The organism is Longimicrobium sp. (genome assembly GCA_036389795.1).
Lineage (GTDB): Bacteria > Gemmatimonadota > Gemmatimonadetes > Longimicrobiales > Longimicrobiaceae > Longimicrobium.
In genome coordinates this window covers 40,879-56,687 of record DASVWD010000108.1, presented here as the reverse complement: position 1 = coordinate 56,687, position 15,809 = coordinate 40,879, and the positions used below count along the sequence as shown (strand labels likewise).

Here is a 15,809-nt window from a genome sequence, read left to right as displayed (position 1 = left end):
CCGATCCGACCATGACGAGATCTCGGATTTCCACGCTGCTGATCGCAACCTGCTTCGCTGCCGGCGGCGCGTGCAGGGGCGGCTCCCACGAGACCGCCAGCGCCACCGCCGGCGGCTGCACCGTGCACGAACCCGGGAGCCCGGGCGAACGCGGGGTTTCCGCGTACACGGAGCACGTCACGCCCACCGCGGGCGGCGGGTTTGGGGTCGGCTCGCTCGGCGTCACGATCACGTGCGTCACGGACGGCCCGGCGCGTGACCAGGTCGTGCTCATCCTCCCGAACCTCACGCGCGGCCAGCGTCCGCTCGTCGGGCACTACCGCGTGCGTGCGCCCGGGGACTCCGCGCTGACGAAGGAGGAGGCGCTGGATCCGCGGCTGGCCTGGGCTCGGGTGAGCCGCGGGGTGGACGCGCCGATCCTCTACACGGCGAGGGCCGGGACCGTGGCCGTTACGCGTTCCGAGGACGGGCTGCTGGAGGGCGCCTATCAGCTCGCCCTCTCGGTCGCGGACAGCGCGATCGCGCTCCCGGGCGCCCGGCCCGAGGTATCGGGCGCGGTGGCCACCGACTCCACCGGCCGGCCGCCGACGGGCAACACCGTCCTGGCGGGCGCCTTCGTCGCCGCCCGCACGGAGGCGGACTGGCGTGGGCGGTAGGACGCGCGGCCCGCGCCCGCGGCGGCTGGGGCACCTGCGTCCCCGGCTGGCGGCCGTCGCGCTCGTCGCGCCGCTGGTCTTCCTCTACGGCTTCCGGCTCACCTACAACAGCACGGAAAGCCTTCCCATCGGGATCTACCAGGTGAGGGAGCTCCGCGGCGCGCCTGCCCGCGGCGACGTGGTGGGTTTCTGCCTGGAAGGAGAGTTCGCGCGCCTGGCCATGAACCGCGGCTATGTCCACCGCGAGGGGCTGGAGCTGTACGTGTACGGCACCCGGTGCGCGTCCGGCGCCGCGGTGATCGGCAAGCCCGTGGCGGGCCTGCCGGGAGACACGGTCGAGGTGCGGCGGAGCGGCGTGTGGATCAACGGCGTGCCCGTCGCGAACAGCCAGGTGATCGCGCGAGACCATGCCGACCGGGAGATGCCACACCCCCGCTGGGGGCGGCATGTCCTCGCGAGAGACGAGTACTGGCTGCAGTCCACCCACTCCGAGCGCTCGTTCGACAGCCGGTACTATGGGCCGGTGCGCCGCTCGCAGATCCTCGATCGCCGAACACCGCTCCTCGTACGATGACTACTTCGATGCGTCAAAATGAATCGAACTCGAAGGTGCGGGTCCGGGCGCGGCGGACCCGTCTGCCAGTTAACGTTGTTCGATTGGTGAGGCTTGGTTGATACTCGCATCCAAACCAGTGCGATATCGTACCGATGCTTGGCTGAATGCGCCTGTAACGTCATAGGATGTCACATCTGGCGACAGCGGTACCTGAACCTGGACCGCCGAGATACCGTTCGCCACGACGGTCACGTCCACGGTCGTCGCCGGACCTACACCGAGTCCAACAGCAGGAAGTACCCAGGAGTGGTCTAGCTGGAGGGTCTTGACCTCGGCCAGCACGCCGACCGAATCCCCGAGGAGCTGAACAGGATCCTCGGGTTCATACGACAATGTGAGCTGATACCGTCCGTCTGAGATCCGAGCTAGACGTGCCTGACCGATCGGTGGCTCTGCACGTGGAATATTGGTGAAGCGGTACGCTGCTCCGTCTTGTCGAGTGAGGACCAATAGGCTGTTTACGCTCAACGACGTGGAGTCAGAATCATGGTACAATGAATCAGATGCGGTAAGGCCGCTGATCGACACAGTGACATGGACAGCGTGGATCAGTTCGGCGCGCTGGCGCAGGCCCTCCACTTTCCGCGTCAGGCGTGACACGCTGTCGGTCAGGGCCGTAATGGTTTCTGCCTTCAGGGCACTATCCTTGCTCAGTTCGTCGTTCCGGCGGAGACAATCCTCATCCTTGCAGGCAGCGACGTTTGCCGTCAGCAGGAGGGGAAGGAAGAGGCGCCGCGCTATTTGGGGTACTCGCGTCAGTAGCACTTTAGCCTCCGGACTCTAGGATGATCACCAGAATGGGTCCGTATAGCCGCCGAACTGCAGGCGCAGTAATCGTAATGATCGTCGCTTTCTGCGGGACTGCCGCCCTAGCCCACGCGCAATGGGGGTTATTGGGCCGTGCTGGACGCGGCGGTAGCGCTGGAGCAGCCGTTGGTGCAGCACGTGGCGGTAGTGGCGCCGTTGCCGCTGGTGCTCGGGGGGGAGGGCCTACGGGTCTTGCCCGTGGTCGCGCCGGGACGGGGCACTCGGGATCTGGAGTCACAATTCCGCGCTCTCTCCGCAGCACTCTGGAGGAAATAACCACGGGAGGCCGGGCACGGCTCACGCTTGAGCCACGAGCGACGGCCAGTCATGCCTGGACCATCCGCTATCGTGGACGTGGCGTCGGACAACTGGGACGCGACGGGACGATCATCATACGGGATGCCAGAACGCTGTCCGGGATGCGCATTGCCGGGCGCATTCGAGAAGGGCGGCTGTGGGAGGTCTCGGAAAACGGGAGTCATGGCGCACCTGTGGGAGTGGTTCGCGCGGTATTAGCCCGCGACGGCGTGTTGCTGCGGGCGCAGCCGAGGGCAACCGCGAGCACGCTACAGGTCCTTGGCCGAGAGGTCATTCTGCAAGTGCGGCAGTTACGTGCGGGCTGGTTCGAGGTGACACTCCTTGATGGTACGCGTGGTTGGGTAAGGGCATCTGAGGTGTCTCCATTCGTGATTCCTCTAAACGGCCTCGCAGAGGAGGAAATCGACGAGGAGATGGAGCGCGCGTACGCGAGCGAGGAGGAAACGGAAGCGACCAGAGACGAAGAGGGTGAGGTGGAGTTCACCACGGGTGCGGTCCTCCCGGTGCGGACGGTATCGATTTCGGGCTCTATCGCGGTCCTGGAGCTCGCTAATGGTCAGCGTGTTATTTCGAATGCGTCTCTAATCAGGCGGATTCGTCGGCCGGAGCCGAATCTCTCAGTTGTGGATCCAAACCAGCCATAGGGCCATCTACCGCTAGCTGCGAGCGCCATTCTGCAATACTGGCCGGTTGAAGGGCACAGTCAAGTATATTGGGTACCATAGAACGGGTGCCTTGACGTGACGTCGGCTTCGCTCGGTGCTTGGGGTCTCGGGTGCAGCAGTTTCCGCTTCTGCTGCTTCCTCTGATGGTCAGGTCAAGAGCAGGTGGGGCACACGCCACGCGGCCGGCTCGGGCAATGTGGATCTTCGCCCCGTAATCCCCTAAGGACTAGGGCCAGCACCTCTTGGCAAGCCCCCGGCTGGCTATCCCTAGGCATCATCGCCTCCGTACTTGGAGCGGACGATGTCCCGGATGAGCCTGTCCGAAACATAGCCACCCTGGTTGGAAAGACGAGGTTCCTCCTTGCGGCTTCTCCCCTTCTGGGGCAGGTCCCGGCGGCGGATGAGTGGCTTGGACTTCCGGCCTGAATTGGGAATCCTTCCCTCGCGCAGCAGACGGCTCAGGTGGTCCACGCTGTAGCCGGACTCCTGGGAGGCGCGCTGAAGGCTCAGGAGTTCGTCCGCCGCGCGAGTGAGCGCGGCTTCGAGTTCATCCGCGCAGATATCAAGGATACGGGCCTGCGAGTCGGCGCCAAGGCGGCGCTGCTGCGCCGCGAGCGCGCGCCACTGGTCGGGAAGGTCGGCCGGGGTCGGCTGGTGTGGCATTGGGATGGTCTCAATTCAAGGGCTGTCCGGATCGCCTCCCCCGCGTGGCGTACTTTGCTGGGGGCCCGGCGCACGATCCGTTCCCCGCCCGGGATCTTCCACGCGTGCAGCAGGAACGGCAGATGGCGCCAGGTTCAGGTTTCAGCTATCTTGTTTTGCCGCAATAAGAAGTCCGTTCAGGCCGTCCACCACGCACCTCGGCCAGTAAGATCAGGCTGCCAAGGCCTGCGGGCTCCCGTTCCGGGGGGGCCTGCTCCGTGGATAGACGCTCGCTGCCTCCTCTGCGGCCCGTCCGTCCAGCCGAACAGCACACTTGCTCACCGTACTCGGCGGGATTCTCCGCTTCCGCCGTTCGTCAGGCCACCGGCCCCCTTGCGATTCATGGCGCCTTCCGTCTCGGTTCAACCAGGGAGTCGTCAGTGCTGAACGCTGCTAAGGGAGGCTGTCAGGTCGCGAAGCACTGCCTCGCGAGCGATTTCGCGGATGCTGAACCGGGAGAGCGGGACGTCTTGCTTGGGCCGGGAGTTCAAAGGCGATTGCCTTTACCTGCACGAAGTCGTGGCGGACCGGAGCTAAACCGCCGTCAGCGTCCGCCGGGTGGTGGAAGTAGATGCTGAAGCGCCGAACTTCTTTGGGTTTTCATCTGAATCCCCTGGTGTTTGGCGACTGCTTCGGGTGTGGGCACCGCGAGGGAGTTGGTCATCGACGTTGGTCGCGACGCCGATATAACGTAGAGGGACCCGGCCCCAGGCAGCGTGTTTAGTGCCGGCCAAGGCGTTAGAATATCGAGGGCGGCAGATCGCCCCGAACACGGCTCTGGCCCAACCCCTCCCTTGTTATGCCTGACATCGGCAGTCTTTTCGGCAGCATCCGCTTCGTCGGATGGCTTTCTGGCCAGATAACTCGCCTGCGGCGCGGCTCGGGGGCGACTGCGCTGTTCAATGCCGCATACAGGCGGGCAGTTACGCGTGTAGTTGAAACCGTCCCTTCAACCGAGCGGGAGGGATTGACTCGCGGCCTCACGGATCCGGCCGTGATGCACCAGATAATCGGGCGTTCCGGTGCCCGCGCACGACCGCGGGATGTGGAAAGAATCTCACGGCTACTACGAAAGCACGGCGGATTCTCCCTCAACACGGCTGCGCTCGTCGAGCAGGTCAACCGGGCGTGGAAGCGCGCGCTCATGGACGACCCGGAGGCCGCCCAGTTCATGGCCCTCGAGCGATCCGGCTTCCTTGATGACGAGCAGCAGGCAGCGGAGGCCCCCCTTTCGGCGGCGCCGGCCACCCCGCGTGACGATCTCGTTGCGATCCTAGCTGAGGATGTGGCTGGCCTTTACGCCGCACGGACGAGAGTCCTATCCGAACGGGCTGCCGAGGAGCTAGAGGCGCTGCGCACCCGTTGGATCGAGGGGAGGGGCGAGGAGGTGCTGGCCACGCTTAAAGATCGGCGAGAAGACTTTGAGCGCGGGCGGGCAGATGCGGCTCCGGTGCGTGCGCGGTTCCTCCGGTTCGAGGCTACAGTGCTGCTTGCTGAGCGTGGAGACGCGAATCAGGCAGAAGCCCTGTTGGCCGCGGCGCGGAAGCTCGACCAGGGCGGCGACGACAGCACTCAACGCGCGCTTATTGCGCTGCTCCAAGGTGCCGAAAACGAGGCGCTGGCGATACTCGGCAGTAGCCGCGGCCGGTCACAACTGAATATCGCGGCCGGGATCCACCTTTCCGCTGGTCGGCTCGAGGAGGCAACTGCGCTCCTGGATATCGCGGGTGACCCGCCCCCGAACAGCGAGACACACCGGCTACGGGCACTGCTTGCGCTCGCCAAGGGTGAGCTTGAAGCGGCGACCGAGTCTGTAGAGGCATGCCTGCGCGAGGAACCCAGGTCTTTTGAGGGGCGGTTTCTACGTGCTCGGATCAGCTATAGCGGCGCGCTCTCGCCCGCCCTGGACCACACCGTCAGGGAAATCTGGCCGTTCCCAGTGGACCCGCGCCTGATCCGGGAGGATGAGAGGGCGCGTGCGCTGCTGGAATCCGCAGCCGAGCAGTTTTCGGAGCTGACGACGCTCGCCGACGGACCGACCTCCCGGCGGGTTCAGTGCTGGGAAGCCGCCGCTCTGATGGCCCATGCCGAAAGGCACGCGGAGGGCGTCAGCCTGATGCAGGCGCTGGTCAACGAGGAGCCGGCCGAGCCCGTCCCGATACTGTGGGTGTCTGCCTACGGGCTGGAGTTTGACCGCGACAGGTCCATCAGCGCCCTGGAGGCGCTCGGTGCGATCCGCGAGCCAGCTCACACGTCCGTGCTAGCCGACCTCTACTCTTCCCGTGGTGATCATGACGCCGCGCAGGCGGTGATCCGCTCGGCGCTTAACGCGGGACAGGTCGGACCTGATGGCCTTCTCTATGTCAGGTGGGTTCAGTTGCTGGCCAGCCGCGGGAAGCTCATGGAGGCCGAGCGTTCGCTGGCCCGCGTTCCTGAGCACCGACGTTGGTCTCTCAGACTCCTGGTCTCCGGCGCGGCCGAAAGCGCCGTGCCATACCTCGAGCACCGCCAGCTCCTTAGTGAAGCGTTCGAGGCCACCCGGTATCCCGGGTATCTGTTGGATGCTGCTACCCTCGCGGCGCGCCGTGGGGACTGGGAGTGGGTCGTCGAGCGGGTAGGGCCGCACGTCGCCCACATCGATACGACGACGGTCGTCCACCTAGTGGCCAGCGGCCACATGGAGACGGGCAGCTACCGCGAGGCACTTGAAAAGCTAGTCCCCTTCCTGGCGCGTGGGCTAGCGGAGCCCGCACAGATCTCGCTCCGTGCACTTGCTGCGGGCGCTCACGCGGCGCTGGGTTATCCGCGAGAGGCTGCCCAGGAGATGGAGTGGGTGGTGGCCCGCCGCGACGACACCACCAGCAACCTCGCGCTCGCGCAGTACCGCCTCCTCAAGGCCGATCTGCACGGAGTACTGGCTGTGGCGCGTCGGCTGATCGGGCGCACGGATGTCCCGACCGAGGCACTGATCTGGCTCGCGGAACTAATGGCACACGAGGATCGCGAACTCGGCCGCGGCCTCTGGCGGCAGGCGGGCAGCGCGGCTGACCTGCCTGAAGACGCAGTCGTGAACGCGTTGATGACCGCGTTTCAGCTCGGCCTCGACGACGAGACCCGGGAGCTGACCGAGCGGATGACCGAGCTAGCGGCCGAGGGCCGTGGCGGCGTACAGAAATTCCGGATCGAAGAGTTCCAAGAAATCCAGGTCGGGCGTAATCAAGCGCTGGAGGAAGCCTTTACGAAGTATGGGGAAGGCGCACTTCCGGTCCATACACTCGCTTCAATAATCGGAGAGCCCCTCTCGCATCTGCTGCATCGTCTCCCCGAACTGAACGAGGATCGCCCGTCGCCTACCGCGCAGTTCTCGCCCCGGACCCGGCATGGCGAGCGCTCGAAGCCGCTCGAGCTTCCGGCCGGCGCTAGTCTTCGGATGGATACGTCGACGCTGGTGCTCGCCCACCATCTTGAACTGCTTTCGGACCTCGTCAACGAGTTCGGGATGATACGGCTGCCTTACCGGATCGCTCCGCTTCTCGTCGCCATGGAGAACAGGAGGAGGCATCACCAGCCCGGCCGCCTGGAGGCGTACAGGGCGATCCGGTCGTTCGTCGCGGGCGGCCGGATGCGGGTGGTCGATCCCGCAACACTGATCCCAAGTTCCGAACCGGCCTCTGGCGCGGTGGGGGCCAACTGCCTCGTTGTCTTCGCGTCAGAAGTCGATCGCCCGACAGACCCGATTCCCGAGGGTTGGAGCCGGGTGACCCTCCGCGATGTCATTCGCTCGCTGGAAGGTGTGCTGCGGGCTGATGAAGCGGTCGAGATCCTCCAACGACTGGGCGTAGAGGGGCAGGCCGCACCCGGCGCTATCGTGCCTCGTCAGGGCGGCCGACTTCACTTCACAGCAAGCACTGTCGAATTGCTCGCGGGCTCCGCAGCACTGGCGGAAGTATGCGACCGTTTCGACGTCACTGTCGAGGACACGACAGTCGCGCGATGGGCTGACAACCTGGAGGCCGCCGAGTTGGCATCACGCGACGCGGAATGGATCGCGGGCCTCCGGCTCCACCTGGCGGCAGGGTTCGAGGCCGGGACTTACCGGCTGGTCCCGGAACCCACCGGCTCCGACGACGTGCCGGACAAGGTTTCAGGGGAACTCGCGGGCCTTGCAGAGGTGCTCGCAGCGACGGACCGGGAAGGAGAAATCGCCTGCGTTGACGATCGGCACATCTCGAAGGTCGCACTGCAGCACGGGCAAGTAACGGTGGATGTGATGGACTTGCTCGCGGCGCTTCGCGCTCGCGGCCGGCTGTCAGACGATGCGTTCTTCTCGCGAGTCAACCGCCTACGGGCGGGCAACATCCGCTACCTCCCACTCACCCGCGAGGAGGTGCTCTTCCACCTGAACGCTGCAACAGTCCGGGAGTCACAGGTCATTGAGTCCAGGGGGTTGGGCGTGCTCCGCAGGTACGTGGCGGCCTGCATGCTAGATCCGAACCTTCAGCCCGTCGACCCGGCCGCCCGGGACGCCCGTGAGGGGCCTTTTGTTCTCAGTGTGACGCACGCCTGCGAGGACGCCCTCATGGATCTTTGGTCGTCCTCTGAGGTGCCGCCCGAGGACCGGGAAGCACGGGCGGAATGGCTGCGCGAGAACCTGTATATGGATCTCGGGCTCTCGCGCGCAGCGATCCTGACTGGCGATCAGCCACAGCTGGAGGTCACGGCGACGGGCCTCTCCATGCTCCTGCTGCGCGGCCTACCCCTCGTGATGCTCGACCTACAGGACGACGGAACGCGAATGACCGACTATGCCGCGTGGGTCTTTCAGCACATCGTCGAACCGCGGATCGAGGCCGAGCCCGAGTTAGGCGAGCTTATCGGGGGGATGCTCGCATCGCGGCTCACAGACCTCTCGATCCCGGCGGGGCCAGAGGTACCCGAGGAGTACTGCCGTCTTCTCGGTCAGCGCGTGTTGGCGGCGTTGCCTGAGCCGATCCGCGGTCGGATCCGGGACCGGGATCTCCTTGAGCGCGTTGGCTGGCGGTTCCTATCTGTCGTCAACGTAGAGGGGAAGGAGTTCGCACTTGACGCGTTCGCGGACGCGTCAGCGGCGGCGCTGAGGGGTGATTCCGCGACAATCGAGTCCCTCGGCGAGGAGCCGAGGGCGTTCACCTTTCGCCCATCCACCAGTCCCGGCCTGTTCGAGATCGTGGGGGACGGGGGTGTTGTGTTCCAGCCAGGTCCAAATCTGAGCATTCTGTCTAACGCTGAGGATGCCCGCCGCGCCGCGCTGGCTGCGGTGCGGCCAAGCCTCGACATGTCCGACCGACGATTCGCCCAACTCGCCGATCGAATTACGGCGTTGTCTCCGGGCGCGGCCCGGCTCGAGGCGCTCACGGAAGCAAGTGAGCATTCGATGGCGCAGGTCTTCCCGGCGATAGAGAAGGCGGTAAAGGCCGCCAGCCGTATCAAGATTGCAGACCTGCTGCCTCCGGATCCCGCCGCTGTGCTCGACCATCTGCGGATCGACCCTGACGCCAGCTACGCGTCCTTCGCCGAGGCATGGGAGTCTGCAGGCGCCGCGTGGACACGGGAACTGCCCCTCGCGGCTGCAGTGATTCGCTGTGTTTCCCTGCCGGTTCCGCCGCCCCGGGCGCTTCTCGACCGGCTGGACAACACTGACCCGGAGAGCGTGCGCAGGCTGGTGCGAGAACGCTTCCACGTCCGGCGCTCACCCGTATCAGCGATCAACTCGCTCTACCTCCTGGGCCACCTCGCGCGGCGGGAGGTCCGATATGGTCGGCTTGCGCGCCGTCTGGCGCGTGAGATCCTCTCGCCGGTGTTTCTTGAAGAGGCGGAGGCTTTCGGGCGGGTGCTCGCCTGGCTTGAGGAGGAGACGCGCGACGATGGCCGGATGGCCGGGTGGCCGGCCGCGAACCGTCTGGCGATGCTGTGGTGTCACGCCCACCGGATCTTCGTGATCTATGGGGCCCTGGGAGCGAGCGCCGAGGGACTTCAGGAGTCGTTCTCCAGGCGTAGCGGCAGACTATCCACCGCGTTCTTCGACCGCTCCTCGGCGGTGTGGGCCGACCGCGCACATCCCCGCCACTTCGATGCAGCGCGGCTCCTTCTATCAGGAGTGGCCACCGCATCAGTGGTCACCGGGCTGGAGCTCACTGAGCGGGAGCGGCAACTCGCGGCCGGGATAGCGACCGTCACCCTGGATAGCGGTAAAACGCTCCGCGTATCCCTCTACCGCGACCTCTCGGGGCTCCCCGACGGAATGGGGACCTACCTGTGGCCGGCGGAAGGAGCCTACCAAAACCTACTCGGCGCCGAGGCCGCGAACTTGATCTCCCGCGAGTCGCTGCGTGCTGGCGTCAAAGACGCCGCTCAGAAGCTGCGTGCCGAAACAGGCGCCGTCGGGGGCTGGGTAACACTCGCGGCGGTGCTCGGCGATGATGCCGCTGATCCCGACGCGTGCGAGGCCGTGCGCGCGGTCATAGCCGCCACCGATTTCGCCAAACTCATCCAAGAGGACGCTTGCGCTGGGTTCCTCGCCCTGAGTGTCGCTGCCACGCAGCTAGCGCACTATGGCTCGGCCGCGGAACGTGATGCGCTGATGCAAACGTTAACACAGATTGCCCTCGCGGAGCCGACGTCACCCGGACCCCTCAGGCCGGGGGAACATGACACCGAGATCGTCGAGGCCCTCGCGCGGCTCTCGCTGTCCGCCTCCGATCCCGAAACCGCAGTCGCTGGTCTCGCTGCGGGGCTCGACGGCGCTATCCGTGCCTGCCCCAGGCTCGCTCTTGCGGCGCTCCATGCTGTGCAACGGCTATGGTCGGAGCTGCCGTTGCACCTCGCGAGTCGCTTCACAAGACTACTTCTGTACCTGCGCGCAACCGCACCCGCCCTTCCGCGCTAACATCTTGCTGGCCGCACGTGCCCTAAGCGGTAGCCACGCCTTCCGGGGATTCGCCCGTCTTGGAATCAAAAGTTCGCTGAGGCAAAGTTGGGCGCTGTTCGAGCGCGACTCACCACCTGCAGCCCATGCGAAGAGAGCTCCCCTTCGGGCGCGGTAGTGAGCCAGCAGTTTTTGAGAACGTCTTCATCCTACGTTACGCGCTGCGCATATCTCTGCCCAAGCCCAGAACGACATCGCATGCATCGTGGTACCTTCTATGGAGAAACAGAGTCGGACGCTGACGTGCTCGCCTAGTGGAGGGCGGAGGTTCCCATGCCAGAGTTGGAACGGCTGATTCGATTCGTCCACGATGCACCCGCCGGAACGATGGTCCCGGTGGAGTCGCTGCGGGAGCTGCTGGCCGACGCGCCGGACGCGGAGAGGGAAGAGGAGCGCCGACTCACACCGGCAGAAGCCGCAGATTGGCTGCATCGCCACTTGGGTGGACGGAAGCGCACCGCCGCCGCCGTGCGCAAGGTGATGCGGACGGGGTTCCGGGGCGTGGTGCTGAAGTCGTACCCCTACGGCCGCGAGCGCCGCACCACGGAGGCCGACCTCCGGCGGTTCGTCGTGCAGATCGGGGCCATTCCGCGGCCCCCTGTACCGGAGCAGGCTGCCGCCCACGTCTCGGTCCTCGCCTCGACTCCGGCGGGAGGCGGATTCGCAACCAAGGCCCATGCCGATCCGGCGGACGAGATCGCCGCCGCGCAGGAGCGGTTTGGACGGCGGCGAACGACGGCGCTCGCCCGGCCGCCGGGCCCGCGGCGCGCTTCGGGAAGAGCATGAGGGGGGCGGCTCGGTCGAGCCGCCCCCTTGTGATTCATGCCGCCTTCCGTCTCGGTTCGATCAGGCAGTTGTCCGCCACCACCCGGAAGGGCGCTCCCCTCCGCGCCCCCTCGCGCCGCACGTACCCCCGCTCCACCAGCACGTCGCGGCAGTAGTAGAACGTTCCCACCGGAAGCCCTGACGCGACCTCCCACTGCTTGGCCGAGAGCCCCTCGGGGGGAAGCAGACTGAGCACGGCGCGGAGCTTCGGCGTCAGCTCATGGCGGATGCTGCGCGCCGCCTGCCCGAGCCGGTGGCCGTACTGCTCCGACCAGTCCGCCCAGCGGTATTCGAGCTGCGGACGCGCGGCGCGGAAGCGCGTGTGGCGGAAGTAGCGCCGCTCGATCATCTGGAACGACCCGTGCCCCATCTCCGCCTGCAGCTTGACAGCGGTCATCGGGTGGCCGAGCTCGTCCAGGGTGTAGGCGCGGTGCGAGCAGTAGGTCACGCGCAGCCGGCGGGTGCGGACCTCGCCCGCCTCGTATCCGCAATAGACGGCCACGCGGTCCAGATGCTTCCGCCAGTCGCCCAGCGGAACGGTCCCGTCGCTCCCCTGCGCCGGGAACAGGAGCGGTCCCGGGGGAGCGTTCGGCCCGCTCAGGTACTCGGCCAGGATCTCCGCAAGCTGCGGATGCAGCGGGATCACGCGCTCCCGGTACTCCGTCTTCAGCCGGTCCCTCGTGTCCTCGCTCCGGACCGACTCGTTCGGCCGGACGATGATCACACCCTTCGGGAACTCCACGTCGCCGGAGAAGCGCACGTCCACCACGCGGATACCCGCGCGCTCGCTCTCGATCATCCCGGTGAGCAGGTAGAACGCGAGCAGCGGGTAGATGGGCGGGCCCTGCCGGTCGGGCGGGTAGAGCCGCCGCGCGCCCTCCAGCAGGAGCGCGCCTTCCCACAGCTCCAGGTGCTTCGTCGGGCTCGGATCGACCGCGGGGAGGTCTGTGCGCTCGTGCACCCAGTTGGTGGTGATGCGCCCCTCGGCGACGGCGGCCTGCAGGAGCTCGCCGAGCGTGTCGAGGTAGCGGCGCTGCGTGGTCGACGTGAGCACGCCCCTGCACCCGCCCGGCTGGTCGCGCAGACGCGCCGGCGGGGTGGTGCGCAGCTCCTTCATGTACTCGCGGATGTCGGCGGGCTCCAGGTCGCGCAGCAGCACCTTTCCGCGCTTCTGCGCGAAGAAGCGCGCGGCGTGGACCAGCTTGCTCCGCTGCCCCTCCAGATGCCGCGACGTGATGCGCTTCCGGCCGGGCCGGCTGGCCTTCTCCGCCAGGTACCACCCCGCGAAGGTGGCAATCCGGTCCAGCTCGTCTTCAGTGGGCGCGGCAAGCTCGGGAGTCTCCTCCGGCACCGGCAGACCGTCCGGATGCTGGGCGCGGAGCTCGCGCAGCTCGGTGAGCCGCTGCGCGAACAGCAGGGCGGCCTGGACCGGGTCCCTGGTGGCCCCGCGCTCGCCCGGCTGGACCAGCGCCTCCAGCCTGCCCCCCCACTTCGTCCAGGCACGCGCGTCGATGTAGGCGCGCCCGTCCTTCCAGTACAACCTCGCGTGCGGCTCCTGCGCGCCGACCGCCGCCGGCGCCTGCCCTCCCGCCCTCTTGTTGGCTACCCGTGGCATCCTCTCGTTCCCCAACCGGGCAGGTACAGGTGCGCGGCATCTCACCTTTGAGGGTACCGCGAACCCGGGGGAAGCGTTCTCGTTTGTTACTGGAGTTTTGTTACTGGCTCCAGACCTGAGCTAAAAACGAAAACCCGCAGGCGGCGTAAGGTGCCGTCCTACGGGCATTTAGCTCAGGGTCGCAAACGAAAGCTCGAACCCCCGACCTCCAGATTAGGAAGCAGTAGGCCGCCGGTTCGAGTCCGGCCGGGGTCATTACGAACAAGCCGCCATCCGGGATCGGATGACGGCTGTTCTTCGTTTTCTGAAAAGGCGTCCCGGGAGAGCGTCTGCGGTGACGAGGATGGCGACCAGCCTTCTTTCATCGTCAACTGCCCTCCTGCGGTGAGGGCAACCGCGGAACGGTCGCGGCAGCGAGCGTGGAGAGCGACCTCCCATCGACCTTCTGGACGGACGGCGCCGGGAGATTTCGCCTTCCGGGCGTCACCGCCGTTCGTCAGAGCAGAATCAGGAGATCCTCGCCGCCACACCCCTCCATGTGGACCCGGGCCTTCCCCGCCTCGAAGGCGAAGGGGATGTCCTTCCCTGCCCCGATCGCCTTGTAGAACCCGGCGGAGAAGGCCAGCGCGGCCGCGTCCAGGATCCCGGCACGCGTCCCGATCACGTGCGGGACGTGGCGGCGGATGGCTTGTGCCTGCGCCTCGGACCAGCAGGCGTTCAGCACCACGCATTTCACAGTGTCCCGGAAGAGCGCGAACAGGCTGGCCAGGGCGTCGCCGGTCACCAGACAGGGGTGCCCTACCTCGTTGCGCAGAAGAATTCCCCCAGTTACACCATGTCCTGCGAAATGGACGATGGTGGGAGATTCGTCCAGCATCGCCTGCATCAGGGTGTCGCTGGTGACGGCGCCCACGTGCCGGAACTCCAGGGCGTCCCGCTCCCGCGCCATCCGGAGGTCCTGCTGGATCCTGCTGACCTCGCGCTCCAGGTCCAGCGGTGCCCGGGTGGAGTTCGCGGCCAGGAAGAGGATGCGGATGCGATCGGCGGGCGAGCGCGAGACCTGGGGTGTCGGGGCGGCAGGTCCTGCGCGGCTGGCCTCGTCCCGCGATGGGTCGTCCGGCAGGTCTCCGAGGATCGACTCCAGCCACCCCAGCCCGGGGAAGACCGTCTGGGGCACGACGATCACGGGCGGGAAGATGGAGACGGGGTTCTCGTGCGTGTGGATGCGGCGATGCTTGAGGTCGATCACCCACGATACCGTGACGGCGCCCGTGGAGGCGTGGTGCGAGATCCGCGTCTGCTTCCGGATAAAGCGCGCCGTCGACTCGGGGCACCCCTCCTCGAAGACGAAGGCAAGCAGCCCGTTCGGGTTTCGGCCGCGTGGCTTCAACCCGAACCCGCGGGAGACGCGCTGGACCGCGTCGAAGAACTCGTTCCCCAGGGAGACGATCTGGCTCTCCGTCAGCCGGTCCGCCGCGCGGAAGGCCACGAAGTCCATCGACACGGGGGACGTATGGAAGCCGATCAGCGGAAAGCTGGCGAACTCGGCATTGCGAGAGAGGTCGTGCAGCCCCTTCTCCTCGACGAGGCGAACGCGCAGGTAACTGATACAGGGCAAAGGAGGATCCGCGACAGGGAGAGGGATCGACGCACCGTTGCCTGGGAGTTGCGCGAGCGCGGACGAGTTGAGGACGACGTCGCCCCCAGCGGTGATCACGACGTCGTTGTCGCCGCTGACCTGGTCGTTCGACATGGCAGGGACCGTAGAGGAGAAAGAAGATCAGCGTAGAAGTGATAACCCCTCTGCTTCGGCGACGCCAGAAGCCCGAGGCTCGGCTCGATGCAGTTCCGGCGCAAAGTGAAGATCATTGTGCAGTCACGGTTCGGCAGGTCGGGCTCTCTGACCAATAATTAGGAGAACCGGACCCTTCTTAGCCCAACCGCCATTAGGGCGGAGCCGGCGGCGAAATGCTCCAGCAGCAGGCGGTGGAAGAAGATGTATCCGCCGCTGGCGCGCTGCAGGAACCCGAGATGGACGGCGTAATCCAGGAACGGCGAAGGCGGATGCGGCATCGTTGTCGTGACGAACGGAACCAAGCGCAGCGGGGCGTGCAGCACGAATGCCGTCGGACCAGAAGAGGGCCGGGCTGAATAGGAGGATAGCGAGCAAATGCTGGACAAAGCGCAGCAATGGCTTGCCAACCGCTGCAATGTCTTCCGTGCAAACCCTGATCAGTCAAAACCACCGGGAACTGTTTCAGATCTCCTCCCTACGCCTTCAACTTCGCGGTGCTCGTGGCACATCACTCGGGGGCCAAAACGCGAAAAAGTCGCGACCCTGAAATCGCTTCATGCAGCCCCTTCGCCTTCCACGGACGGTACCGCTATCAACGCTCTAACGGCTGTTCAATCTTTGTACTAGATCAAAGGAGATGTTGTCTTCGAGAATTCGGTGCGCCACTCGTACGCGACATCCCAGGTCCTGGAAAACACCTGTTGGGGCGCACGTCCATCTCGGGGACGCAACACCGGCGGGTGCTCGAACCCACCACCCGCGGCGGCGATTCCGAACCGCGGCCTGTCGGAGATTGACTGATATGTAGCTTTTTCCCCCGTGAGGACTTAGATTCCAGTCCAATGC

The 15,809-nt window shown here is 66.1% G+C and carries 10 protein-coding genes; 5 read left to right on the top strand and 5 right to left on the bottom strand.

Annotated elements, in window-relative coordinates; genetic code table 11:
• Positions 1-11: 11 nt before the first annotated feature.
• Both VF746_14640 and traF read left to right on the top strand, forming a co-directional pair.
• A complete protein-coding gene (locus VF746_14640; protein ID HEX8693657.1) occupies positions 12-656 on the top strand; it encodes a hypothetical protein in 645 nt (214 codons plus the stop codon).
• Positions 646-1,230, top strand: coding sequence for a conjugative transfer signal peptidase TraF (gene traF, locus VF746_14635; protein ID HEX8693656.1), 585 nt, complete (start codon positions 646-648; stop codon positions 1,228-1,230). The genes VF746_14640 and traF overlap by 11 nt, the downstream gene beginning before the upstream one ends.
• A 69-nt stretch (positions 1,231-1,299) precedes the next feature.
• On the opposite strand, the gene VF746_14630 is transcribed toward traF, so the two are convergent.
• Positions 1,300-2,037, bottom strand: a complete 738-nt coding sequence (locus tag VF746_14630; GenBank protein HEX8693655.1) for a hypothetical protein — start codon at positions 2,035-2,037, stop codon at positions 1,300-1,302.
• 461 nt (positions 2,038-2,498) lie between these two features.
• Here VF746_14630 and VF746_14625 point away from each other — a divergent pair, with 461 nt between their 5' ends.
• The gene (locus tag VF746_14625; protein ID HEX8693654.1) at positions 2,499-3,041 is read left to right on the top strand and encodes an SH3 domain-containing protein; all 543 of its coding nucleotides are present in this window, start codon (positions 2,499-2,501) and stop codon (positions 3,039-3,041) included.
• Between the two features lie 288 nt (positions 3,042-3,329).
• Here VF746_14625 and VF746_14620 read toward each other — a convergent pair whose 3' ends face one another.
• On the bottom strand, positions 3,330-3,725 hold the full coding sequence (locus VF746_14620; protein HEX8693653.1) for a hypothetical protein: 396 nt from the start codon (positions 3,723-3,725) through the stop codon (positions 3,330-3,332).
• A gap of 1,036 nt (positions 3,726-4,761) precedes the next feature.
• Between VF746_14620 and VF746_14615 the strand changes: the two genes are divergently transcribed.
• Entirely contained in the window at positions 4,762-10,689 is a 5,928-nt protein-coding gene (locus VF746_14615; GenBank protein HEX8693652.1) for a hypothetical protein, read from the top strand.
• Between the two features lie 312 nt (positions 10,690-11,001).
• Positions 11,002-11,514, top strand: coding sequence for a hypothetical protein (locus tag VF746_14610; protein HEX8693651.1), 513 nt, complete (start codon positions 11,002-11,004; stop codon positions 11,512-11,514).
• Between the two features lie 34 nt (positions 11,515-11,548).
• On the opposite strand, the gene VF746_14605 is transcribed toward VF746_14610, so the two are convergent.
• From VF746_14605 to VF746_14595, 3 genes are all read right to left on the bottom strand, one after another.
• Entirely contained in the window at positions 11,549-13,168 is a 1,620-nt protein-coding gene (locus VF746_14605; protein ID HEX8693650.1) for a hypothetical protein, read from the bottom strand.
• Positions 13,169-13,664: 496 nt separating this feature from the next.
• A complete protein-coding gene (locus VF746_14600) occupies positions 13,665-14,921 on the bottom strand; it encodes a CHAT domain-containing protein (GenBank protein ID HEX8693649.1) in 1,257 nt (418 codons plus the stop codon).
• A 158-nt stretch (positions 14,922-15,079) separates the two neighbouring features.
• Positions 15,080-15,286 carry a hypothetical protein gene (locus tag VF746_14595; GenBank protein HEX8693648.1) on the bottom strand — a complete coding sequence of 69 codons (207 nt, stop codon included), beginning with the start codon at positions 15,284-15,286 and terminating at the stop codon, positions 15,080-15,082.
• Positions 15,287-15,809 lie beyond the last annotated feature (523 nt).